Origin of the sequence: Halorhabdus sp. CBA1104 (assembly GCF_009690625.1) — an archaeon.
Lineage (GTDB): Archaea > Halobacteriota > Halobacteria > Halobacteriales > Haloarculaceae > Halorhabdus.
Genome location: NZ_CP033878.1, coordinates 1,437,938 through 1,462,608 on the forward strand (window position 1 = coordinate 1,437,938; position 24,671 = coordinate 1,462,608).

Here is a 24,671-nt window from a genome sequence, read left to right on the forward strand (position 1 = left end):
GGGCGACGCCCGTAATTTACTTCCCTGCGGTTTCCGTTTGCCAGGGTATGACAGCGATCGATCCGAAGGCGAGTGCCCGCTACTGGGCACGGCTGTTCGGGTACTTCCTAGTCCTCGCGGTGACCGGTGGCGGCCTCACGGGCGGCGGTATCTATCTGCTCGACGAGGCTGAAGCATTCCCCGGCGGTCCGGCCGTCGACATCGGCACAGAACTGGCAGCCGGTGGTGTCCTCACGACCCTCGGCATCCTCCTGGTGCTGGCTGGTTTCTTGACGATTGTCCTCAACGTCGTCGCCGACGGCGTCCGGGCCGGTGTCGAAGCGGCAGGTAGCCCAGCTGAGACGGCTGCAAGCGACGCCGAGACAGGGAACGAGCCAGCGACAGACGACGCCAAAACGGTGGAGTTTGCTCCGGGAGAGTCCACGTCGGCCCCCCGCGCCCGCGACGGTCGAGCGCGAGCACCCTCGTCCCAGCCACGATCCAGTCCGGAAGACGACGAAGCCTGGAAGCGAGAAGTCGAGCGCAAGCTCCAGACCGAAAGCGAGCGAGTGACGGCCGAACGAAGCGCCCCGCGTCCGGAACAGACGACAGCTGACGACAGTAGCTCGCGAGCAACGAGCCAGCCCGACATGCAGGAACGGGCGGATGCAGGCGAATCAGTCACCCGAACCGCCCCGACAGAACCAGACCACGAGGCCGACGAATTACCGGCGGAAACGGAAGGTGGCGATCGGTCCGCCGAAGACGACCCGGAGACGGACATACCAGCCGATAGTACGGATGCTGGAGGGGAGGATACCGACGAGTGGGTCAGTGCCGAGACAGTCCGGGGAGAGCACCCATCCACCGAAGACAGCGAGCAATCGGCTGACTCGGTTGCGGAGGCAACGGACGATGGGCACTCTACAGAGACGCCGGCGACTGACGCGCCAGAAAAGCCCAGAGACGCGAGCGACCTCTTTTCGAGCGACGAGGAGGCAGCCGACACAGGCGACGAATCGTCAGACGACCCCCTCGCCCCAGACGAGATCGACCCCCAACAAACAACGCCGTCAGACTCGTTCCCCGAGACGGATAAAACGGAGAACGAGGACGACGAAGACACCCAAGAACCACGATAGCGGTCGCCGGTCGAACCCGCACGGTTTTTATCGCCCCGACACATAGACCGATACAACCGAGCGTTCGGCCGCCCGATCGGAACCGGCGGCCGACGGATGGACGTCAGCGCGATCGTCGCGGCGGCGTCGGGCACTCCTTGCCCACGTCATCGCCTCGACTGCGGGCCATCGAAGAACGGTGGCTCGCGGTCCGATCGGTCCGATCGACCGGACGGCGATCGACACCGCTTACAGACGCGATCGACAGTGCGGTGCTGTCGGCTGTTGCGGCTTCCGTCGGGTGGCCCCACTCGGAGGAGCAACTATGGAAATCGAGATTGCCACCATCGGCGGCTACGAAGCAGTGGGACGACAGATGACTGCGGTGCGAGCGGGCGAGGACGTCGTGATTTTCGACATGGGCCTGAACCTCTCGAAGGTCCTGATCCACGACAACGTCGAGACCGAGCGGATGCACAGCTTGGATCTGATCGATATGGGCGCGATCCCCGACGATCGCGTCATGAGCGAGATCGAAGGCGACGTCAAGGCCATCGTGCCGACCCACGGTCACCTCGACCACATCGGCGCGATCAGCAAGCTGGCCCACCGCTACGACGCCCCGATCATGGCGACGCCCTTTACGATCGAGCTCGTCAAACAGCAGATCCAGGGCGAAGAGAAGTTCGGTGTCGAGAACGACCTCGTGAAGATGGACGCCGGCGCGACCACGTCGATCGGCGACGACGGTGTCGAACTCGAATTCGTCAACGTCACCCACTCGATCATCGACGCGATCAACCCGGTCCTCCACACGCCCGAGGGCGCAGTCGTCTACGGGCTGGACAAGCGCATGGACCACGATCCGGTCGTCGGCGACCCGATCGACATGGATCGGTTCCGGGAGATCGGCGAGGAAGGCGTCCTCTGTTATATCGAGGACTGTACCAACGCCCAGAAGAAAGGGCGGACGCCGAGTGAATCCGTCGCGCGCCGACACCTCAAAGACGTCATCTACAGCATGGAGGACTACGACGGTGGGATCGTCGCGACGACGTTCTCCAGCCACATCGCACGCGTAAAGAGTCTCGTCGAGTTCGCCGAAGACATCGGCCGCAAACCAGTTCTGCTGGGCCGATCGATGGAGAAATACTCCGGAACGGCCGAACGGCTCGACTTCGTGGAATTCCCGGACGATCTGGGGATGTACGGCCACCGGAAATCCGTCGACCGGACGTTCAAGCGAATTATGAGCGAAGGCAAAGAGAACTTCCTGCCGATCGTCACCGGCCACCAGGGCGAACCGCGCGCGATGCTGACCCGGATGGGTCGTGGCGACACGCCCTACGAGCTCGAAGAAGGCGACAAGGTCATCTTCTCGGCCCGCGTCATCCCCGAGCCGACCAACGAGGGCCAGCGCTACCAAAGCGAGACGCTCCTCCGGATGCAGGGGGCCCGCATCTACGACGAGGTCCACGTCTCGGGCCACCTCAACCGCGAAGGCCACTACGAGATGCTCGATGCCCTCCAGCCCGAGAATCTCATCCCGGCCCACCAAGACATGGAAGGGTTCGCGCCGTACGTCGACCTCGCCGAGGGCGAGGGCTACGAGATGGGCGAGGACCTGCACGTGACCCGAAACGGTAACGTGATCACGCTGGTCGAATAATCAGATGGCGATGACGGATACCGACGACTCGGCCGCGGTGATGGAGGCCATCGAGTGGCGTCGCGGGCAGGTCAACGAGGCCATTCCGGAGAATCTCCCGGTCGTCGAGCCAACGAAACTCTACGAGGCTTCACGGTATCTGCTCGACGCCGGCGGCAAACGCCTCCGGCCGACGATCCTGCTGCTCGCAGCGGAATCACTCGCCGACGTGTCCCCACGGAGTCAGCCCTATCGCAACTTTCCGACGGCCGGCGACAACCTCGACATGATGTCCGCGGCAGTGAGCATCGAGATCATCCAGTCGTTTACGCTCATCCACGACGACATCATGGACGACGACGCCATGCGCCGTGGCGTCCCCGCCGTCCACGAAGCGTACGATCTCTCGACGGCGATTCTCGCGGGCGATACGCTCTACGCGAAGGCCTTCGAGAACATGCTCGAAACCGGGGCGACCGGGGATCGGTCGGTCCGCGCGTTGTCTGAACTGGCCACCACCTGCACGCAGATCTGTGAAGGCCAGTCACTGGACATCGAGTTCGAATCTTACGACGCGGTGACGACCGACGAGTACCTGGAGATGGTCGAACTCAAGACGGCGGTCCTCTATGCCGCCGCGGCCTCGATCCCCGCAATCCTGATGGGCCAAGAGGACAAAATCGACGCGCTCTACCAGTATGGGCTGAACATCGGACGGGGCTTTCAGATCCAGGACGACCTGCTCGATCTGACGACGCCATCCGAAAAACTGGGCAAACAGCGGGGCAGCGACCTCGTGGAGGGAAAACGGACGATCATCACTGTCCACGCCCGCCAGCAGGGCGTCGACGTGGACGGGCTCGTCCCCGAAGACGACGTGGAAGCGGTCGAGGAGGAGACTATCGAAGCCGCCGTCGCGGAACTGGAGGCCGCCGGCAGCATCGACTTCGCGCGTGAGACGGCCGAGGGGCTCATTCAAGACGGCAAGGACAACCTCGACGTGCTGCCAGACAACGAGGCACGGAACTTACTCGAAGGGATCGCGGACTTCCTGATCGAACGCGAATACTGAGGACGCGACCTCCTGGCACTTTTGTCTACGCCGCCCCCACCTCGATATCGATTGTAAATCGGGAACTGCTGGATGCAGTCAGTGGATTCCAATTTGCCGATCACTACTGGATGAAAGACGACTAGCATCTCGACCTCCATCAACACAAATGCAATTACAGGGCACCATACAACCAATTGGTGATGTTTTTCTATATGGAAGATGAGATAGAAATTAATGCCTAGAGATGGATTGGCTCCCGCCACAACGAACCGTCGCGGTTTTTTGAAAGCGACTGCAGCAACCATCGGTATCAGTTCGATACCGCTTACCGTATCGGCGGAGTCAAAACCCGATCCAGTCGGTGTCAAAGGAACGTATCGTCGGCCAGTGAAACAGAAGCACATCGAGAACGCTAGGGAGCAAGCACTTCATGCCGCTCCAAATGTGTCGAGTGATACTGATCAGGTCGTCCTCGCAGGAGATCCAATCCCGGACAATGGGTATCTGGCTGGATATGCCGTTGTGGTTGCGGATGGTGCACCGATCGAGCAGATTTTTCGCGTGAGTGAACCACAGCCTCTATCAGAAATAACAGCTAACTCGAAACGAACCATCGGACGGACGACGACCCAGCGTACTGATATCGCCCAATCTGCTTCATCGAGAGGGGGCATGCCAAGTGAGTATCGGGAGCAGCAGGAGCGTAACGCACACGAGTCTATCGAGCAATTTCTTGCGGAAAACGGGGGTAAATAACAATGCCCGAACCAGAATGGTCTCGGATTGGAACGACAACTGTGAAAGATACCGTATCTGCCGAATTGGACAATGGAGAAATAAAAGAGGCCGGAAAGGTGGACCTGTTTGTCGAAATGTGGGGAGTAAAAAACGACAGTCGGGATGACGAAAACTATATCGCCTGTACTCCACGGGCAGGAATCTACCCTGGAACGGCATACTCTGCAGGATGGGATGGCACCAAGAACAACGAAACGACGTTAACGCAGGACTGGGACGAAAATGAGTCCGGCGGGTACGAAATAACCGATTGGGGACCGACGACGCCGAAAACCGGTTCACTGGATTGGTCGATGTCCGCATCGTATACGCCTGGAGGGGCACAAGGAGGAGTCACAGCTTCATACGATGTCCCGTATATTGCTCGTGAAATAGAGTCCGTCCCCAATGAGACAGTAGCCCACACATATACGTATCCGTCGTCGTGGGCATTCTGGGACGAAGAAGCGGAAAGAAATTTCATTGAACTCGAAAATATAGCAGAAGGATGGATCCAAAATCCAGAGGATGAAGAAAGTATGCTATCGGTGAAGTTGTCGCATGAATTTAAAAACAGCTACACCATGGGGACTCATCCCTACACGGATATCCCAATATTCCCAGAATTCGAAGCGACAGTTTCTTGTTCGCGTAAGGAATTGTGATTTTTCGTAATATATGACCTCGATTAGAGACGGAACACCTTGGATACTGCTCGCAATCTATATCGTTTCCATTGGGATCGCTGCTGGAGTGAGTAGCGAAAGCGCTCAACCGATGAACTATGTCCCAATGAGTTTTCTCCCCGCAGCGATCGGATTCCTCTTTTTACTCCGCTCTCTTATTGTTGATACATCCGAATGAAAACCACATTGAGGTGGCCGAAAAACGTTCTCGTTCGAACCCGACGACGTTTTGACGACCGGCCCGCAATCGCACAGCAATGGACGACGATATTCGCGAGCGCGTCGAGACGGCCGCCGAGGCCGACGCGCTGTTCAACGCGTTGAAACACGATAGCGACGCCCAGGTCGGGGCCATCATGGGGCCGCTGATGGGCGAGAATCCGGAGTTCCGGGAGTTCGGCGACGAGATCCCGGGCGTTATCGCCCCCGTCGTCGAGAACGTAAACGACCTCTCGACCGACGACCAACGCGAGCGCCTGGCCGAACTCGCGCCCGAGCGCCTCGAAGAACTCGATGCCGACGACGAGGAGGACGATTATGCGCTCCCCGATTTGCCGAACGTCGAAGAGTACGAGGAGGTCCGGATGCGGGTCGCCCCGAACCCGAACGGTCCCTGGCACATCGGCCACGCACGGATGGCTGCCGTCATCGGGACGTACAAGGACCGCTACGACGGCTACTTCGTCTGCCGGTTCGACGACACGGATCCCGAAACCAAGCGTCCCGATCTGGACGCTTACGACGGGATTCTCGAAGCGATCGAGTACCTCGGTTTCACACCGAATCGCGTCTTGAAAGCCAGCGACCGTCTGGAGACGTACTACGCTTACGCGCGCGACCTCATCGATCTGGGCGGAGCCTACACTTGCTCGTGTCCGGCTGAGGACTTCTCCGCGCTGAAAAACAACGGTGAGTCCTGTCCCCACCGCGAGAAAGACCCGGCGACAGTGCGCGACGAGTTCCAGGGCATGATCGATGGGCTCTACGAGCCTGGCGAGATGGTGCTACGGATCAAGACCGACATCGAGCACAAGAATCCAGCCCTGCGAGACTGGGTTGCCTTCCGGCTTATCGATACGCCCCACCCTCGCGAGGAAGCCGCCGAGTATCGCTGCTGGCCGATGCTCGATTTCCAGAGCGGGATCGACGATCACCTCACGGGCGTGACACACATCATCCGGGGGATCGACCTCCAGGATTCGGCAAAGCGCCAGCAGTTCGTCTACGAGTACTTCAACTGGGAGTACCCCGAGGTGATCCACTGGGGCCACGTGCAGGTCGATGACTTCGACGTGCCGATGAGCACCTCGACGATCAAGGAACTGATCGCAGACGGCGAGTTAGACGGCTGGGACGACCCGCGTGCGCCGACGATCGCCAGTCTCCGTCGACGCGGCATCCGAGGCGAGGCCATCGTCGACGCGATGACCGAACTCGGGACTTCGACCAGCAACGTCGATCTGGCGCTGTCCTCGGTCTACGCCAACAATCGCGAGATGATCGACGACGACAGCGACCGGGCCTTTTTCGTCCGTGACGGCGTCGAAGTGGCTCTTTCCGGCGGCCCGGAACGCGGTCAGCCGCCGATGCATCCAAACCACGAGGAGCGAGGCAAGCGGACGATCCCGGTCGGTTCGGCGGTCCTGATCGAAGATGAGGACCTGCCACCCGAAGGCGAACGCGTCTGGCTGAAAGGATATGGCTGTGTCCGCCGAACCGACGAGGGGGCCTTCGAGTACACCGACGACGATATTGACGTCGTTCGCGAGGGCGATGTGGACGTAATCCACTGGGTACCGGCGACGACGAGCGTTCCCGCCCGACTCCGGACACCTGACGGGGACGTGACCGGTCACGTCGAGCCGGGACTGCTCGGCTACGGCGAAGACGAGATGGTCCAGTTCGTCCGGGTCGGCTTCGCCCGTCTCGATACCGTGCCCGAAGCGACCGAACCAACGGACGTGAGCGAGGACGACGAACTGGTCGCGTACTTCGCGCACCCGTAACTCACAGGGAAGGCACCGTCTCGGTCGAAGCAAACGCGGGGCGTCGAGCGATGCTATCGACGGTGATTGTGACAAATGATCGCGCGAATAGTGCGGCTATTTTATACGCCGTGTCGACGGCGACAGACCGTGAGTTTCAGTCTGCGTTCCAGCATCGGCGTCTCCCCTCGATCGACCGCACTCAGGCGTCTGCGACCAGCGCTTGGAATCGTTCGCGTACCTTCTCGACTTTCGGTGCAGCGTGCATCTGACAGTAGGCGTCGGTCGGGTTCTTCTCGAAGTAGTCCTGGTGTTTCTCCTCTGCACGATAGAACTCGTCCAACTCGGTGAGTTCTGTCACGACCTCCTCGTCGTATTCCGCGTCTAAGGCCTCGATGTAGGCGGCGGCCAGCTCCCGTTGGTCGTCGTCGTGATAGAGGACGATCGAGCGGTACTGTGTCCCCACGTCGGGCCCTTGCCGGTTCAGTTGCGTGGGGTCGTGGGTAGCGAAAAACACCTCCAGCAACTCGTCGTAGCTGATCACGGCAGAATCGTATTCGACCTGGACAACTTCGGCGTGGCCGGTGTCACCGGAACAGACTTCCCGGTAGGTCGGGTTCTCGACGTGGCCGCCGGCATAGCCCGACGTGACCGACTCGATGCCGTCCAGTTCTTTCATCGCGGCTTCAGTACACCAGAAACACCCGCCACCGAACGTCGCTGTTGCCATGGCCAGCTGTAGGACCGCGAGGCGTATCAGGGTGACGAGGGCGGCGAATTTGGAGTCAGCTGTTTGCAGCCCGCAACCGAGAATCAGTCGTCAGTTTCGGCCACGCTGGCCTCAGCAGCGGCGGCTTCGGCTTCGTCATCGAGATAGTCGTCGGCATCGAGGGCAGCCTTCGAGCCCATCCCGCCGGCGGTGATCGCCTGCTGATAGTGATGATCGACGACATCGCCTGCGCCGAAGATGCCCGGGACGGCCGTCTCGGTCTGGCCACCGTCGCGGCCACCTTGTGTGTGGATGTAGCCCGTCTCGTCGAGTTCGACGTCGGTGTCTGCTAGGTAGTCGGTGTTTGGCGTGTGCCCGATGGCAAGGAAGACAGCACCGACATCTTGCTCGAAGTGTTCGACCTCGTCGGCGCGGTCGGAATCGAGTTTGTCTTTTGGATGCCCGTCGGGGTGGCGGACCAGCGAGACGCCGTCGATGCCGTCCTCACGGGACCCGTGGATCTCGACGGCTTCCGTGTTGCGCATGATCTCGACGTCACCAGCATCGACGTGTTCCATGATGCGGTCGACCCAGTAATCCTCGGCGCGGAACTCCTCGCGACGGTGAGCCAAGTACACCGTGTCGGCGAACTTCGTGAGGAAGGAAGCCTCTTCCATGGCGGCGTCCCCGCCGCCGACGACGAGCATGTCCTCGTCGCGGAAGAACGCGCCGTCGCAGGTCGCACACGTCGAAACGCCATAGCCCATGAGTTCGTCCTCGCCGGGGATGCCAAGCGTGCGCGCGCTCGCACCGCTGGCGGCGATGAAGGCGTCACAGGTGTAGACAGTGCCGTCCGTCAGTTCGACGCGGAACGGGCGGGCATCGTCGTCGATCGACTCGACGATGCCGTTCTCGACGTCGGCCCCGAAGTTCGTCGCCTGTTCTTTCATGCGGTTGACTAGCTCGGTACCGTTGATCCCGTCGGGGAAGCCGGGGTAGTTGGCGACGTCGGTCGTCAGCGTCAACTGGCCACCCGGTTCGTCACCCTCCAAGACCAATGGATCGTTGTTCGCGCGACTGGCATAGACGGCCGCCGTCATACCGGCGATACCCGAGCCGGCGATGATCAACCGGCGGTGTGCAGCTTTCTCAGACATACCAATTTGTACAGGAGGCCGGCGTTTGTAGCTTGCGCACGCGGCCTTCCGCTCGGCGCGTCAAGGCGCGTAGATCCCGCAAGTGCCCGTGTTTCGTGCGCCCTCGACAGCCATATCGAGAGTGTGTTGACTGAATTGCGGCGGCAGAGAGTCCATCGTATCGAGGATAGTGGCGACAGACAGATGCATGACTAAGCTAGTAGATCCGACACAAACGAGGCGAGACGTCTGGCGACGTTTCGGTCGACGATGATCGGAGCCGGTGTCGACGCTTCGCAGTGACTGAACTCACGGACGATCGCTCCCCGCACACCTTGTCTCCGACAACCGGCTCTCCGAAGAGCCCGATGCAATGCCCCGAGAAGAGTGGGCCGATCTGTGCCGGTTGGAGAGAATCAAAAATACGCACGAAACGGGAGAACAGCATACATATTCACGAAGGAATTAAATCAGATAACGATCCTGACATTCAGCCGTCGATGATTGCGGTTCGAGTACACATACCACGGCCGTTCGTGGTATATTTTGCCGTATCAGATCGCTCTGATAAGTTTCATATCCCCAGGGGACAGAGGTCCCTAGGTATGGCGAGCACCGTCAGCGGACGGCGGCCGTCACCCTCCACCAGGGGGTACTAACAAATGCGAAACGCCAAAATCGTCTGTACGCTCGGACCAGCATCGGAGTCGAAAGAAGACATCAAGGACCTGGCCGAGGCCGGCATGTCCGTCGCCCGGCTCAATGCCAGCCACGGCTCACCCGAACACCGACGGACGATGGTCGAACGGATCCGCGAGGTCGACGCGGAGCTCAATAAGTCCGTCGCCGTCATGCACGACATCCCAGGGCCGGAGGTCAGGACCGCCCCGATCCGGGAACCGATCGAACTGGAGGGCGGAACGACAGTTCGATTCTACAAAGGCGAGGAAGCCACACCCGAAGAAGTGGGGCTATCTGTCGATATTTCAGTCGTCGAACCGGGAGACAACGTGCTGCTGGACGACGGCCGCATCGAGACGACCGTCGAGAAAGTCGAGGACGGCGACGTCTACGCCCACGTCGAGAACGGCGGCGAACTCGGTGCACGCAAAGGCGTCAACGTCCCCGGTGTCGAACTCAGCTTGCCGTTCCCGACCGAGAAAGACCGGACCGAACTGCAGGTTGCCGCCGAGGAGGAAGTCGATCTGGTGGCAGCGAGTTTCGTCCGAGACGGCGACGACGTCAGGAAGATCAGCGAGTACCTCGAACAGCAGGGCACGGAAGTGCCAGTCATCTCGAAGATCGAACGGAAAGGCGCCGTCGAAAACCTGGATAGCATTATCGAGGCGTCCTACGGCGTGATGGTCGCCCGCGGGGACTTGGGTGTCGAGCTCCCCCTCGAAGAAGTCCCGCTGTACCAGAAGCGAATCATCCGAAAGTGCAACGAAGCGGGCGTCCCGGTCATCACGGCGACGGAGATGCTCGATTCGATGAAAGATTCCCGGCGTCCGACGCGAGCAGAAGCCTCCGACGTTGCCAACGCGATTTTCGACGGGACCGACGCAGTCATGCTCTCGGGCGAGACGGCGATCGGCGACCACCCGCCCCGCGTCGTCAGGACGATGGGCAATATTGTCGAAGAAGTCGAGCAGAGTGGGGAGTTCGCCCAACTCCGCCAACAGCGCGTCCCGACATCCGACGAGACGCGGACCGATGCGCTGGCACACGCCGCCCGAACGCTCTCTGAGGACATCGACGCCGAGGCGATCGTGGCAGCCAGCGAATCCGGCTACACGGCCCTTCGGGTCGCGAAGTTCAGGCCACCGATCCCGATTATCGCCTCGACGCCCAGCGAGCGGGTCCGGAGACAGCTCGCGCTCTCGCGTGGCGTGTACCCGACAACCGCACCGTACACCACCGAAGGAGCCGACGCGATCATCCAGAACGCGGTCCAGTCAGCACTCGAAACTGGCATCGCAGAGAACGGCGATACTGTCGTCGTCATCTCGGGGATGATGACCGAACTGGACGGTGTCGACACGTCGAACATGCTGAAGGTCCACGTCGCAGCCGAGACCGTCTCTTCCGGTGAGTCGATCGTCGACGGACTCGTCACCGGTGAAGTGGTCAAATCCACCGACGGCGATCTCAGTGAGGTCCCCGAGGGAGCGATTCTGGCACTGTCTGAGTCCTTCGATGGCGAATTCGCAGGCGATCCTGGCAAACTCAGCGGCATTATCGACGGCAGCGACGACCGGCGCGGCCACGCGGCTGTCGTCGGGCGCGAACTCGACCTCCCGACGGTCAGCCACATGACTGTCCCGGACGATCTGGAAGACGGATCGACGGTCACGCTCGACGCCGAGCGCGGCGTCCTGTATAAGGGTCCGCTGGGGACGCTCAAAGACGAAAACTGAGGCGACACCGAACGAACCGACGACTATACCGCGTTTTTAGCGCTACTCAGTCATCGGAAGTTCGGCGAGTACTGTCGGCCGGAAATATGTGCAATTAAGTGTCGGAGTACCATCTATGTGCGCATATGGCCGCGTATGCAGGGATCGACCTCGGTGCAAGTTACGTCCGTGCCGTCGTCGGCGACGAAACTGGCGACGAACTCGGAAAACACAAACGGGAAACACCGCAGGGGCCGACAGGCATCGCTGTCACGGAAGCGGTCCTGGAGACTCTCAAAGACGCCTGCGGGGACGCCGGCGTCGAGCCTTCGGCCCTCGAAGCGGTCGGCATGGGGACGATCGGTCCACTGAATCTCGCAGAAGGGGAAATCGAGAATCCGGCGAACCTGCCGGATACGATCGATCGGATCCCGCTGACCGGACCGATCAGTAACCTCGCCGAAACCGAGGCCGTCTACCTACACAACGACGCGATCGCCGGCGTGATCGGCGAGCGCTTCCACAGCGAGCGCAATCCCGACGACATGGTCTACCTGACGATCTCGACGGGGATCGGCGCCGGGATCGCCTGTGACGGACACATCCTCAGCGGCTGGGATGGCAACGCTGGCGAAGTCGGCCACATGACCCTGGACACCGAGGGTCGGATGGGCTGTGGCTGTGGCCAGGACGGCCACTGGGAAGCCTACGCCTCCGGACAGAACATCCCCCGGTACGCCCGAGAGTACTACGAGTCCGGCGACTGGGAAACGGACATGCCTGTCATGGACGCTGATTTCACCGCCCCGGATCTCTTTGCGTACGCGGGCGAAGACGAGTTCGCCGATGCATTTATCGATCGCCTGGCCCGGTTCAACGCGATGGGTGTCGCCAATATCGTCCAGGCCTACGCCCCGCTTGTCATCTACATCGGCGGTGGCGTCGCCGAGAACAACCCCGAGCTGGTCGTCGACAAGATTCGCCAGCAGTTACCCGAGATGGTATTCGGAAACATCCCCGAGATCAAACTCACGACCCTAGGCGACGACGTCGTTCTGGAGGGGGCACTCGCCAGCGCACTCACCGAGGGCACCGGCGACCGAAATCAACTCCCCGAGTAAATCGCGAGGATTGTCTCGGCGATAAGAGACAGCGACCGTTCTTCTGGCACAAAACAGTCGAGTCTACACCGTTCATCGATCAGCCCAGATACGTCGAGTGGGACGCCGATTTTCCGACCGCCCAAAAAGCGATGACGTCTCAATTAGAGATACGCGGCATTGGGCAGGATTCCGGCGATCGAGAGGACAGCGACGATAGCCATGACAATCGCAATGGCCATTGCTGGCGGATCGACGTGCGTGCCTGAGTGGGCGTAAAACAGCCGTTGGGTCAGTTCACCGAACAGCCCAGTAACGGCACCGAAGACGCCGGCCGCGAGCAGTGCAACGACAGGGCTAAACTCGGGGACGATTACGGCTGCACCGACCGAGCCAAGGAGCGTGATGTGGTGAGTGACCGGGATTTTCTCGACACCCAGGTTCAAAAAGAGGAGACTCATCGCCGAGATGGCGTATCCCATGAACACACTGCCGGTCTTGATGTAGATGAAGCCGCCGAGCAACCCACCAACGATTCCGATTGCCGTGACCCCAGTCCACTTGTACTGGTGGGGAAGCCACGGTTCGGTCGCTACTCGCCCATCGTGTTCGACGGCGCCGTCGTCAGCCTTCGGATGTGGGTCTTCTCGCTCGAACGGCGACATATCGAGATGGTCGGACCCACTCGACGTGCCGATTATCGGGTAGCCAAAGACCGGGCGGGCGAGAAACGCCGTCGCGAAGACCGAAAACGCGATGAAGTCGGTAACTGCGGTCCCATCGACGACGACAACCGCGTACCCGACTTCAGTGATCAGCATCCCGATCGCGCCGAAGATAGCGCCCACCGCGAGGATGTCGGGTTTCGTCCCGAAGGCGTACAGGATGTTTTTCCCGAAGTGATAGTCCCAGCCGTCCGGTTCCATCTCGGGATACTGCTTGGCTGCGTAGGCGGTCGCTGCGACGCCACCCGCGAAGGCGATGTGTGGTCCGGTGATCGCACCGAACCCGATCACGCCAGTCACGTCACCCGTGAAGGCGGTTCCCGGGACGGCGTCGAGGCCAAAGACGCGAGTGACGATGCCGATCCCTTCACCGAGGAAGACCACGAAGCCGGTAAAGATGAACGCGGGAAGTGCGCCGAGTGCGGCACCGAACGCACCGCCGGCAAGCGCCGTGATAAACAGGAGAGCGAAATCCTCCCAGGAGCCGCCGATCACCGGGACCGCGAGGGCAATGTCAAACACGGCTATTCCTCCTCGTCTCGTGCCCATCCGAGCGAGCGCTCGATGGCGTCATCCCATCGATCGTACATCTGGTCGGACTCGTCGGTATCGACCTCTGGGGAGAACTCACGGTCGACCTGCCAGTTGTCACGGAGTTCCTCTTGTGTCTCCCAGTAGCCGACGGCGAGTCCGGCGGCGTAGGCTGAGCCCAGCGCAGTCGTCTCGTCGACCTCGGGGCGTGCGATCTCCGTCTGGATGATGTCGCTCTGGAGTTGACAAAGGAAGTTGTTCTTGACCGCGCCGCCATCGACCCGGAGCGTCGTGGTCTCGACGCCGGAGTCCGCCTCCATCGCCTCGGCGACGTCCCGCGTGAGGTAGCCGATAGATTCCAGCGTCGCCCGGACAATGTGTTCCTTGCGCGTCCCGCGGGTCATCCCCACGATCGTCCCGCGAGCCCGCCCGTCCCAGTGGGGGGCTCCCAGGCCGGTGAAGGCCGGGACCATGTACACGCCATCGGTCGAGTCGACCGAGCTGGCAAGCTCGGCGGTCTGGGCGGCGTTATTGATCAGATCGACATCCTCCAGCCACTCGATGGCCGCGCCGGTGACGAAGATCGACCCCTCCAGTGCGTACTGGACGGGTTCGCCGGACATCTGGAAACCGATCGTGGTGAGGAGCCCATGTTCGGACTCGACGGCTTCGGAACCCGTGTTCATCAGGTAGAACGAGCCCGTTCCGTAGGTGTTCTTGGCGTCGCCTTCGTCGAAGCAAGTCTGGCCGAACAGGGCCGCCTGCTGGTCGCCCAGCGCGCCCGCCACGGGGATTGCCTCACCGAGGAAGCCGTCCGGATCCGTGTGCCCGTAGTAGTTCTCGTCCGAAGAGGGGCGTACCTCGGGCAACATCGGCTCGGGGACGCCAAACTCCTCGAGGAGTTCCGTATCCCACTCGAGGTCGTGGATGTTGAAAAGCATCGTCCGGGACGCGTTGGTCACGTCGGTAATGTGATTGCCAGTGAGATTGTAGATGAGCCACGAATCGGGCGTGCCCATCAGTAGTTCACCGGCTGCTGCCCGGTCTCGAACGTCCTCTGCGCGCGTACTCTGTAGTTTGAGCGGCTCGGCGTTGTCGAGAAGCCATTCGGTCTTCGTCGCCGAGAAGTACGCGTCGGCTTCGAGACCTGTCTTCGAACGGATCCACTCGACTTTCTCGGCCTCCTGTAGTTCCTCTATGCGATCGGTTGTCCGTCGGTCCTGCCAGACGATCGCGTTGTGGATTGGCCGGCCCGATGCCTCGTCCCAGACGATAGTCGTTTCACGCTGGTTGGTAATCCCGATGCCCTCGAGTTGCTCGGGCGAGATGTCTGCGTCCGCAAGCCCGTCCAAGACGACATCCTTGGTATTCTCCCAAATCTCGAGTGGATCGTGTTCGACCCAGCCAGGTTCGGGATATAGCTGTTCGTGCGTCTGGTACGCGTTGGAAACAACTGCACCACTGTGGTCGAAGACCATGAACCGGGTCCCGGTCGTTCCCTGATCGATCGCGCCGATGTACGTTTCTGTCATGAGTTGCTAACTTATTTGAGGTTATTTCAACACGATACCGTACCAGTAGCGTTCTCATTATATGATTATAAATCATTGGGGTGACGTGGTAGGTTGCCGTATATCCAGCATTTACGGAGCCTTTCCAATGTTTATCGAATATATCTACTGTCGACCAGACACCCAGTCACGTGAGAACAGTAAAGTGATCTCGGTCCGTGGGTTGGGATATCGTATGACATCTACGCCACACGTGGTCGTCGTCGGTGGCGGTTCGACAGGTGTCGGGATCGCCCGCGACGCGGCGATGCGTGGGTTCGACGTAACTCTCCTCGAGAAGGGCAACCTCACCCACGGCACGACCGGCCGGATGCACGGGTTGTTGCACAGCGGTGGCCGATACGCTGTCTCCGATCAGGAGAGCGCACGCGAGTGTATCGAGGAGAACATGATCCTCCGGGACATCGCGACCCACTGCGTCGAAGATACCGGCGGCCTGTTCGTCAAACGCCCCGAAGACACCGAGGAGTACTATCGAGAGAAACTCGAGGGCTTACGGGAGTGTTCGATCCCGGCGACGGAACTGACGGCGGCCGAAGCACGGGCACAGGAACCGTATCTCGCGAAAGACATCGAGAAGGCGATCGAGGTACCCGACGCCGCGATCGATCCGTTCCGACTCTGTGTGGCCAACGCCAAGAGTGCTCAGAACCACGGCGCCCGCATCGAGACATTCTCGGAAGTAACCGACCTGCTAGTCGAGGACGGCGAAGTCGTCGGCGTCGAAGTCACCCACGAGAGTGGCACAGGCAAGCACGTCCACGGGGTCGAAGGGACCGTCGAGGAGATCCGAGCCGATCACGTCGTCAACGCGGCTGGGGCCTGGACGGGCGAGCTCGCGGCCATGGCGGATCTGGACGTGGAAGTCCGGCCCTCGAAAGGCGTCATGACGATCATGAACGTCCGGCAGGTCGACACCGTGATCAACCGGTGTAAGCCCAAGGGCGATGCCGATATCGTCGTCCCCCACGAGACGACGGCGATCCTCGGGACGACCGACGAGGAAGTCAGCGATCCCGCCCAGTACCCCGAAGAGCAGTGGGAAGTCGACCTGATGATCGAAGAACTCGGGAAACTCGTCCCGATCCTCGAAGAGGCACGAACCATCCGGTCGTTCTGGGGGGTGCGACCGTTGTACGAACCGCCCGACACCGGTACCGACGACCCGACGGACATCACTCGCCAGTTCTTCCTGCTCGATCACGACGAGCGCGACGGTCGACCGGGGCTGACGACCATCGTCGGTGGAAAGCTGACGACCTACCGCCTCATGGCCGAGCAACTGGTCGACCACCTCGCCGAGAAATGTGGGGTGGACACGGCCTGCCGGACAGCCCAAGAGCCACTTCCCGGAAGCGAAGACGCGGGTGCCATCGAGGCCGCGATGAACGAGTTCGGCCTGCGGTCGCCGGTCGGCAAGCGCAGCGCCGAACGCCTCGGCTCCCGGACCGAGGAGGTGCTGGACACCGACGATCCGAACCCGGTCGTCTGTGGCTGTGAGGCCGTGACGCGCGCCGAGATACGGGACGCAATCGACGAGTCCGGAAGTAACCTCAACGCGGTCCGAATCCGAACCCGGGCCTCGATGGGGAACTGCCAGGGCGGGTTCTGTGCCCACCGACTGGCGAACGAACTCTACGATGAATACGACGAACGACAGGCCCGGACGGCCTTGGACGAGCTCTACCAGGAACGCTGGAAGGGTCAACGCCACGCCCTCTGGGGTGAGCAACTCGGCCAGGCGATGATCACCTACGCCATGCACGCGACCACCATGAACCGCGACCACGACCCGGCGAGTGAAGACCAGGCCCTGGATTTCGGAGCGTTCGACACTGGCCCCGGCGTGCCGGGTGACGCCGACGACGCCGGGCCAGGTGAGGTCGCCACCGACGGCGGAGGTGATCACTGTGGCGATTGAGCAAGACGTCCTCGTCATCGGCGGCGGCATTGCCGGCCTCTCGACGGCCCTCGGGGCGGCCCGTGAGGGGGCCGACGTCCGCCTGCTCAGCGAGTCCGAAACCACCCTCAGACACGCCAGCGGACTCCTCGACGTCATGGGATACACACCGGACGGCGACGGACCGCTCGTCGATCCGTTCGACGCGATAGGGGAATTGCCGGCCCGGCATCCGTACGCGACCGTCGGCGAGTCGGCGGTCCGTGACGGGCTGGCGATGGTCGACGACATCCTGGGTGAGACGTACCGGGGCGAGCATACTGACGACAACGCCCTCGTCCCGACCTACGGCGGCACGATCAAACCGACGGCCCGGTATCCGGACAGCGTCGCGCCGGGGCTGGCCAGCGACGATCGGGCGATGCTGCTGGTCGGGTTCGAGCGGGTGACCGCCTTCGACGCAGCCACGGCCGCGGCCCACCTCGATAACACGGGCCTTCCGGCCGAAACGAGCGCGGCGACGGTCGAGTTCCCCGTAATCGTCAGAGATGACGCGAAAGTGACGCGTTACGCCCATCTTCTCGACGAGAACCCCGAACTCACCCACGAAGGACGAACTGTAACAGTCCGCGAGGCAGTGGCCGAGGCGGTCAAACCACACTGTGAGAGCGTCGAGCGGGTCGGCTTCCCGGCCGTGCTGGGTGAGGACCACCCTAACGCAGTACGACGAGAATTGACCGAGCGTCTGGATACTCGCGTGTTCGAACTCCCGATGGGGCCGCCGAGCCTCCTGGGAAAGCGCCTCGAATCGCGACTGTATGGCGCCCTGGACGAAGCCGGTGGCCACTTCGAGATCGGCAGTCCGGTGGTAGACGCCGAGACCGACGACGGCGTAGTCTCTTCGGTCTTCCTGGACCGCTCCGGACAGAAGATCCCCTACGCGGCCGAGCAGTTCGTCCTCGCGACCGGAGGGGTCGCCGGCCAGGGGATCGAAGCCGACCGTGAAGCGGTCGCCGAGCCGCTGTTTGGCTGTCACGTCCCGCACCCGACAGATCGCTACGAGTGGTTCGACGAAGCAGCGTTCGGCGATCACCCCTTCGCCCGGTTTGGCGTCGCCGTCGACGAGCAGCTTCGCCCAACCGACGCCGACGGGACAGCGGAGTTTCCGAATCTGCGGGCCGCTGGCGCGGTGATCGAGGGGTACGATTACGCGGCCGAGAAGTCCGGCAGCGGCGTCTCGATCGCAACGGGCTACGAGGCCGGTCGACGTGCGGCAACGGAGGTCTAATCCATGAGTGATGCAGAACAACCCGACGACGGGACAGCGCCGATCGAATCGACAGACGACCGCGGCGAGTACGAACCGACCGAGGTCTTCCCGCGTAGCGAGGAGATGGATCTACGCTCCGGGGCAGACAACTGCACGAAAGTCGGCGCCTGCGACGCCGAGTGCCCCGTCGCAGAAGTCGACGACGACTTCGCTGGACCACAGTTCCAGGGGCCCGAACAGTGGCGTCTCGCTACGAAAGGCGACACCGAACTCGACGACTCGCTGACGAAGTGTTCCAACTGCCTCCGGTGTGACACTGGCTGTCCGTCGGGCGTCCCGCTGGGACAGATGCACAACACCGCCCGCGGCAAGTACGTCCAGGAAGACCAGTCCCTCTCGATCAAGAAGATCCGCAACCGCATCCTCGCCAACTACCGAACCTCGGCCTGGCTGGCCTCGAAACTACCCAGAACGTCGAACTTCATGATGAACTTCGGCCCCGTCCGCTGGGTGATGGAGAAAGCCCTGAAGATTCCGAGCGAGCGGGAGTTTCCCGCCTTTGCGACCGAGACCTTCAGAGAGTGGTGGGAAGAGCGAGGCGGTGAAACCGCCTCGAAGAAGCGAGCGCAGGAGGCGCGAGCAGAGCGAGGCGGCCCAACGGTTCACAACGAAGACAAACGGGTGGCGTACTTCCACGGCTGTTACTCGAATTACAACACCACCCAGGTCGCAAAGGCAATGGTCCGGACCTACGAGTCTCTGGGCTACGAGATCACCGTCCCGAAACAGAAGTGTTCGGGGACGCCGATGTTCGCCAATGGCCGACTGGACGACGCCCGACGCCACGCGAAAGTCAACGTCGAGCACCTCGGGAACGCGATCGAGGAGGGCTACGACATCGTCTGTACGTGTTCGTCGTGTTCGCTAGCGCTCCGGCAGGAGTACCCAGAACTGTTCGATCTGGACGGCATTCACGAAGTGGCTGCCCACACCTACGACGCCCTGGAGTACCTCCGCATCCACGAAGATCTCGATTCGAAACTCGAAGACGCGAGCGTCGAGGGCTTCCCGGACGTCGCCTACCACGCCCCCTGTCACTCACGTAACCAGGGCCTGGCTCGACAAGCACTGGAGTTGTTCGAGTCGGTCGATGGCATCGAGGTGACCGACGTCGGCGACTCCTGTTCGGGGATCTCGGGCACCTATGGCTGGAAGAGCGAAAAGTACGAGACGTCGATGGAGATCGGCGAGGAAATGTTCGAACACATGGAGGACGCCGACGCCGAACACGGCATGACCGAGTGTCCGACCTGTGCGATGCAGATGGAACACGGGACCGGCTACGACATCAAACACCCGATCGAAGTGCTCGATGCGGCCCTCCAGTGAGCAAATCGAACACTGACGGTCTGGCCGAGCGGGCCACACCGCAGTAGAATCGACGGGAAACCCGCCGCTTACTCGCCTTTGACGAACGTGACCGGACAGGACGCATCGAGCATGATGTCCTGAGCGACGCTGCCAAACACTGCTTTCCCACTGGGCGAGCGTTTGCTTCCGCCGACGACGATCCGATCGGCCCCGATCTCGGCCGCGTGGTCGACAATCTCGGTCGCGTGATCGCCCTTTCGGCCGCGGATATCGTACTCGATGCCCGCCGAGTCGAGGACGTTTGTCAGTTCTTTTATCGTTCCGTGGCGACGGGCGACCTCGGAGGGGTCGGCCGTCGCTTGCTCATCGAAGTCGAGCCGATCGACCACGTCGTCGAACTCACTCGGCGTGAACACGTGAACGAGGTCGACGGTCGCATCACTCGGCCCGGCGACTTCGACGACGGCTTCGGCGAGTTCATCGGCACGATCGCTATCTTTCGGCCCGACGGCCAGTAGAACGGTTTCGAGCGTCATGGCTATAGATACGAGCCGGATGATAAGAAACTACGTGTTCTCGTGACAACCCACCCAGAACGAGTACCGAGACAGGACTACCCGGTGTTCTTCATGCCGGCAGCGATACCGTGGACGGTCAAACGTAGCGTACGGCGCTCGGTCTCAGTTAAGTGCGACTGGGCGAGCAAACGGATCTGAAGGAGATTCAGCGGGTCGACATAGGGATTACGGCGCTCGAGGTTCTCTTGGAGCCAACTTCGGTTGAGCAGCGTTTGCTGGCCGGAGATCTCCTGAATGAGTGAGACTGACTCCTCGTATTCCTGGCGGATACGGGGGAAGATGCGCTCACGGATATCGTCGTCAGCCAGGTTGGCGTACTCGGTCGCAATCTCCATGTCGGACTTGGCCAAGGCCATCCCGGCGTGGTCGATGATCGTCCCGAAGTACGGCCACTCCTCGTACATTTGCTGGAGGGTCTCCATGTCGCCGCCGTCGTCGAGGTATCCCTGGATGCCCGTGGCAACGGAGTACCAGCCGGGAACGATACAGCGAGCCTGCGTCCAGGAGAACACCCACGGGATGGCCCGGAGGTCTTCGACTGAACGATCTTCGCTCCGGGAGGCCGGCCGCGATCCCATGTTGAGGTTTTCGATGACCGTGATCGGGGTCGCCTGCTCGAAGTACTCGACGAAGCCGTCGGTCTCTAAGAGATCGCGATACTCCGTGCTAGCGTAGTCAGCTGCCGTCTGGAAGGCGTCGATCCATTCGTCCGGAATGTCCTCGACAGGGTTCTCCATGGCGTTGTGTCGGGCCAGGATCTGGGCGTTGAGCATCTGTTCGAGGTTGCGTTCGGCGACCTCCGGATTCCCGTACTTCTCGGCGATGGCCTCGCCCTGCTCGGTGAACTTGATCTGGCCGTTGACTGTCTCGTTGGGCAACGCGAGCATCGCTTCGTGCATCGGCACGCCGCCACGAGAGATCGAACCGCCACGACCGTGGAACAACCGCAGGTCGACGTCGAAATCGTCACAGATGTCTGCCATCCGCTTTTGGTTACGGTACAGCTCCCAGTTGGCAGCCAGGTAGCCGTTCTCCTTCGAGGAATCTGAGTACCCCAGCAGAATCTCCTGAATGTTGTCCCGAGCGTCGAGGGCCTGGCTGTAGGCCTCGTTCTCGAAGAGCGTGCTCAGCATCTCCCGGACTCGCGTCAGCGCGTACTCGCTTTCGAACAGCGGCACGATATCGAACCCACAGTACCCTGGCAGGTCGACGATGCCGGCCTGATCGCCCAGGAAGAGGACTTCGAGGGCGTGAGAGGCTTCTTCGAACCAGCTGATCGCGTAGGTATCGATCGCGTCGACGCCGTATTCCCGCTGCCAGTCGGCCGCCTCGGAGAACAGCGTCAGGACTTTTTCAGACTCCTCGGAGAGGCCGTCGGTGTCTTCGATGTCGATAACCTGATCGTCCTGCAAAATTGCCTCAGTTAGGAACTCGACACGCTCGTCTTCGTCCATCGACTCGTAGTCGATTCCCTCCCGATCGAGGGTCTCACTCAGCGCGTTCGTGTGTTTCCCGCGGTGATCACGCAGGTCGAGACTCGCAAGCGTGAACCCGAAGGTCTCGACCTTCCGGATCAGCGGCTCGACGTGCGCCTCGACGATATCCTCGGCGTTGTTTGCCCGAAGGCTCTCGGCGATGAGTTCTAGATCGCGGATGAGTTGGCCATCGGCGTCGTACTCGCCGGACCGAACGTCATCGACCCGAAGCACACTCTCGCGCATGAGCTTCAGTTTCTGGCGGTAGGGCTCGTCCGGGTAGCGCTCGTCGATCTCGTCGGCGACGCCCGGGAGGTGTTCTTTGTGGGTCTCCAGACTCTCCTCGAAGGCTTCGCTCATCTCCAGGTTCTCGACGTCCTGGCTCAACACACCGGAGAGGCTTTTGAGGTCGTCCCGATACAGATCGAGTACGACGCTGCGCTGGCGGTCGAGCGTCTCCTTCGTGACCTCGGGCGTGACGAATGGGTTCCCGTCACGGTCACTGCCGGCCCACGACCGGAACTCGTACAGTTTTGGCACGTCGACCTCGCCGTCGTAGGTTTCTGCCAAAGCATGTTCGAGTTCGTCGTAGACCTCACTGATGACGTCGAAGAGGCTGTTTTCGAGATACCACTGAATGTTCAGCGTCTCGTCAGTGACGTCGGGACGTCGATCACGAACCTGGGGCGTCTGCCAGAGACTCGTCACTTCGGCGCTGAGTTCCCGTTTGATCCGTCGCTGTTCCCGCTCCGTGAAACTGATCTCGTCCAAGTCCTGGATGATCTTCCCGACCGACCAGAGCTTGGCTTTGATCGTCTTGCGACGCGCTTCGGTCGGATGGGCGGTGAACGTCGGCTCGATGATGACGTCGTCGAGAATTTCCTCGACAGTGTCGGGATCGACGTCCTCGGCCGCCAACTGTTCGACAGCTTTCCCGACCGTATCCGAGAGCTCGCCGTTCTGGACGCCCTCTCTGACCTCGCGGACGCGTTCGCGCTCCTCGGCCAAGTTGACCAGTTCGAAGTAAGTCGTGAACGCTCGGGCGACGACATCTTGCATCTCCGGAGACAACCGATCGAGTTCGTCGTGGATTGGCTCACGGGACTCAGCCTCCCCACGCCGGTACCCGATGGCGTTGTTCCGGATCGTCTCGACGACATCGAATGCGTCACTCGAGCTTTGACTTTCGATGACAGTTCCCAGAAGTTCCCCCAGTTCACGGACGTCCTGGTTGAGGTCTCTGGCGTGCAAAGTCATACCACCCCGTGATAGTCCGAGCGGTATAACACTAGCGGAATTGGAAGAATGTAAGATAGGGCCTGATTAATGATTCGTGAAGCCCCTTTCTTGCGATTTGGCTACCAGATTTACCACGATCTATGAGGTTCATATATAGAAAAATATATTTGTCGTCCGAATATTCATGCCGCCACGCTGGTGGTAAGGAGTGATCTGAGACAGGGAGGTACCGACGCCGTGGCCACACGGCATACCCCCTATATCGCGGGATCGACGATTGGCAAAGGCCAGTACGGCGATCGTCGTGAAAATATCGCAAAACCCACAGAGGGCGGCAGGAATGCAGATATTTACTGTAATGATTGTTCGTTTGAAAAACCCCGACTTCGTTACATTCGTTGCGATAAAATCGTGAAAAACCAATTCTCGCCCCCTTAAACACCCCGAATTATGGGGGTAGGGTTTAGTTATTGTTTGTTACATACTACAGAAGTAGGTGGACTCTCTGATGACCGATGACGCAATTGGACGCGACAAAGGGGGTCAGCCAGGAGCCCACCGCGAACTGAATGCGCACTTAGGTGATTACGATGGATGAAATACGGATTCACGGACGTGGCGGCCAGGGTTCGGTAACGCTGGCGCAACTGTTGGCACAGGCAGCTCACGAAGAGGGGACGTGGGCACAGGCGTTCCCGGCGTTCGGTGTCGAACGCCGAGGGGCACCCGTCGAGGCGTTCACTCGCTTCGACGAAGAAAAGATCACGGACCGGAGTCAGGTCGACGAGCCGGACTACGTGATCGTCCAGGACACGAGTCTGCTGGAGTACGTCGACGTCACCGAGGGGCTCGCGGATGGCGGTCTGGTGTTGATCAACACCAGCGACGACCCCGAGGACGTCGACATCGAGACTGACGCCGAGGTCGTGACGGTCGACGCGACGGAGATCGCCTTAGAGCACCTCGGCAAGCCGATCATGAACACCGCGCTGCTTGGCGCGTTCGCCGGAGCGACCGGCCTGCTGTCCCAGGATAGTCTCGAAGCAGTCATTACGCGGAAATTCGGCGGCGAGATCGGCGAGCAGAACGTCGCCGCGACCAACGACGCCTTCACGGAGGTATCAGCATGAGCCAATCAGACGACCCATACGAGAACCTCACGATCACGACCGGTGCCGTCGTCGAACCGAACACCTCCCGAGTGAACAAGACGGGCTCGTGGCGGCAGTTCAAGCCCGTCATCGATGTCGACGCCTGTATCGCCTGCGGACAGTGTGATACGTACTGTCCCGACCAGGCGGCAAAGCCGGTCGAAGGCGAGGACTACTACGGATTCGACCTCGATTACTGCAAGGGCTGTGGGATCTGTGAGGAAGTCTGCCCGACTGACGCCATCGAGATGGTTCGGGAGGTGAAGTGA

The 24,671-nt window shown here is 61.0% G+C and carries 19 protein-coding genes; 13 read left to right on the plus strand and 6 right to left on the minus strand.

Translation table 11 applies throughout. The features are described from left to right. Nucleotides 1–47 precede the first annotated feature (47 nt). The 6 genes from Hrd1104_RS07310 to Hrd1104_RS07335 all read left to right on the plus strand — a co-directional run bounded on the left by Hrd1104_RS07310 (nt 48) and on the right by Hrd1104_RS07335 (nt 7,271). Nucleotides 48–1,121 (plus strand): hypothetical protein, encoded by a 1,074-nt coding sequence (locus tag Hrd1104_RS07310; protein ID WP_154552132.1) that lies wholly within the window; start codon nt 48–50, stop codon nt 1,119–1,121. Between the two features lie 304 nt (nt 1,122–1,425). Beyond that, nucleotides 1,426–2,769 (plus strand): ribonuclease J, encoded by a 1,344-nt coding sequence (locus tag Hrd1104_RS07315; protein ID WP_154552133.1) that lies wholly within the window; start codon nt 1,426–1,428, stop codon nt 2,767–2,769. Between the two features lie 10 nt (nt 2,770–2,779). Continuing rightward, nucleotides 2,780–3,820: a geranylfarnesyl diphosphate synthase gene (idsA3, locus tag Hrd1104_RS07320; protein ID WP_154553217.1), complete on the plus strand. Its 1,041-nt coding sequence runs from the start codon at nt 2,780–2,782 to the stop codon at nt 3,818–3,820. 216 nt (nt 3,821–4,036) lie between these two features. Next, nucleotides 4,037–4,558 (plus strand): hypothetical protein, encoded by a 522-nt coding sequence (locus Hrd1104_RS07325; RefSeq protein WP_154552134.1) that lies wholly within the window; start codon nt 4,037–4,039, stop codon nt 4,556–4,558. 2 nt (nt 4,559–4,560) lie between these two features. Beyond that, nucleotides 4,561–5,244, plus strand: coding sequence for a hypothetical protein (locus Hrd1104_RS07330; RefSeq protein WP_154552135.1), 684 nt, complete (start codon nt 4,561–4,563; stop codon nt 5,242–5,244). 278 nt (nt 5,245–5,522) lie between these two features. Beyond that, nucleotides 5,523–7,271 (plus strand): glutamate--tRNA ligase, encoded by a 1,749-nt coding sequence (locus tag Hrd1104_RS07335; protein ID WP_154552136.1) that lies wholly within the window; start codon nt 5,523–5,525, stop codon nt 7,269–7,271. Nucleotides 7,272–7,452: 181 nt separating this feature from the next. Here the strand turns inward: Hrd1104_RS07335 and msrA are convergent, their stop codons facing one another. Together msrA and Hrd1104_RS07345 are read right to left on the minus strand one after the other, a co-directional pair. Continuing rightward, nucleotides 7,453–7,980: a peptide-methionine (S)-S-oxide reductase MsrA gene (gene msrA / locus Hrd1104_RS07340; protein WP_154552137.1), complete on the minus strand. Its 528-nt coding sequence runs from the start codon at nt 7,978–7,980 to the stop codon at nt 7,453–7,455. 83 nt (nt 7,981–8,063) lie between these two features. Then, nucleotides 8,064–9,116 carry an NAD(P)/FAD-dependent oxidoreductase gene (locus Hrd1104_RS07345; protein WP_154552138.1) on the minus strand — a complete coding sequence of 351 codons (1,053 nt, stop codon included), beginning with the start codon at nt 9,114–9,116 and terminating at the stop codon, nt 8,064–8,066. Nucleotides 9,117–9,757: 641 nt separating this feature from the next. Here Hrd1104_RS07345 and pyk point away from each other — a divergent pair. Together pyk and Hrd1104_RS07355 are read left to right on the plus strand one after the other, a co-directional pair. Further along, nucleotides 9,758–11,512, plus strand: a complete 1,755-nt coding sequence (gene pyk, locus Hrd1104_RS07350; protein ID WP_154552139.1) for a pyruvate kinase — start codon at nt 9,758–9,760, stop codon at nt 11,510–11,512. 125 nt (nt 11,513–11,637) lie between these two features. Then, nucleotides 11,638–12,612, plus strand: coding sequence for an ROK family protein (locus tag Hrd1104_RS07355; RefSeq protein WP_154552140.1), 975 nt, complete (start codon nt 11,638–11,640; stop codon nt 12,610–12,612). Nucleotides 12,613–12,755: 143 nt separating this feature from the next. Here the strand turns inward: Hrd1104_RS07355 and Hrd1104_RS07360 are convergent, their stop codons facing one another. Together Hrd1104_RS07360 and glpK are read right to left on the minus strand one after the other, a co-directional pair. Beyond that, nucleotides 12,756–13,838 carry a hypothetical protein gene (locus Hrd1104_RS07360; RefSeq protein WP_154552141.1) on the minus strand — a complete coding sequence of 361 codons (1,083 nt, stop codon included), beginning with the start codon at nt 13,836–13,838 and terminating at the stop codon, nt 12,756–12,758. Nucleotides 13,839–13,840: 2 nt separating this feature from the next. Then, nucleotides 13,841–15,379, minus strand: a complete 1,539-nt coding sequence (gene glpK, locus Hrd1104_RS07365; protein WP_154552142.1) for a glycerol kinase GlpK — start codon at nt 15,377–15,379, stop codon at nt 13,841–13,843. A 214-nt stretch (nt 15,380–15,593) separates the two neighbouring features. Here glpK and glpA point away from each other — a divergent pair, with 214 nt between their 5' ends. Genes glpA through Hrd1104_RS07380 form a run of 3 tightly spaced genes read left to right on the plus strand, consistent with a single transcriptional unit; the run spans nt 15,594 to nt 19,977 of the window. After that, nucleotides 15,594–17,339 (plus strand): anaerobic glycerol-3-phosphate dehydrogenase subunit GlpA, encoded by a 1,746-nt coding sequence (gene glpA, locus Hrd1104_RS07370; protein ID WP_154552143.1) that lies wholly within the window; start codon nt 15,594–15,596, stop codon nt 17,337–17,339. Continuing rightward, nucleotides 17,329–18,606, plus strand: coding sequence for a glycerol-3-phosphate dehydrogenase subunit GlpB (gene glpB / locus Hrd1104_RS07375; RefSeq protein ID WP_154552144.1), 1,278 nt, complete (start codon nt 17,329–17,331; stop codon nt 18,604–18,606). Before glpA ends, glpB begins: the two co-directional genes overlap by 11 nt. A gap of 3 nt (nt 18,607–18,609) precedes the next feature. Beyond that, a complete protein-coding gene (locus tag Hrd1104_RS07380; protein WP_154552145.1) occupies nt 18,610–19,977 on the plus strand; it encodes an anaerobic glycerol-3-phosphate dehydrogenase subunit C in 1,368 nt (455 codons plus the stop codon). 68 nt (nt 19,978–20,045) lie between these two features. Here the strand turns inward: Hrd1104_RS07380 and Hrd1104_RS07385 are convergent, their stop codons facing one another. Together Hrd1104_RS07385 and ppc are read right to left on the minus strand one after the other, a co-directional pair. Beyond that, nucleotides 20,046–20,495, minus strand: coding sequence for a universal stress protein (locus tag Hrd1104_RS07385; RefSeq protein ID WP_154552146.1), 450 nt, complete (start codon nt 20,493–20,495; stop codon nt 20,046–20,048). 77 nt (nt 20,496–20,572) lie between these two features. Then, nucleotides 20,573–23,269, minus strand: coding sequence for a phosphoenolpyruvate carboxylase (gene ppc / locus Hrd1104_RS07390; RefSeq protein ID WP_154552147.1), 2,697 nt, complete (start codon nt 23,267–23,269; stop codon nt 20,573–20,575). Nucleotides 23,270–23,841: 572 nt separating this feature from the next. On the opposite strand from ppc, the gene Hrd1104_RS07395 reads away from it, so the two are divergent. Together Hrd1104_RS07395 and Hrd1104_RS07400 are read left to right on the plus strand one after the other, a co-directional pair. Beyond that, nucleotides 23,842–24,381: a pyruvate ferredoxin oxidoreductase subunit gamma gene (locus Hrd1104_RS07395; RefSeq protein ID WP_154552148.1), complete on the plus strand. Its 540-nt coding sequence runs from the start codon at nt 23,842–23,844 to the stop codon at nt 24,379–24,381. Continuing rightward, nucleotides 24,378–24,671, plus strand: a complete 294-nt coding sequence (locus Hrd1104_RS07400; protein ID WP_154552149.1) for a 4Fe-4S binding protein — start codon at nt 24,378–24,380, stop codon at nt 24,669–24,671. The genes Hrd1104_RS07395 and Hrd1104_RS07400 overlap by 4 nt, the downstream gene beginning before the upstream one ends.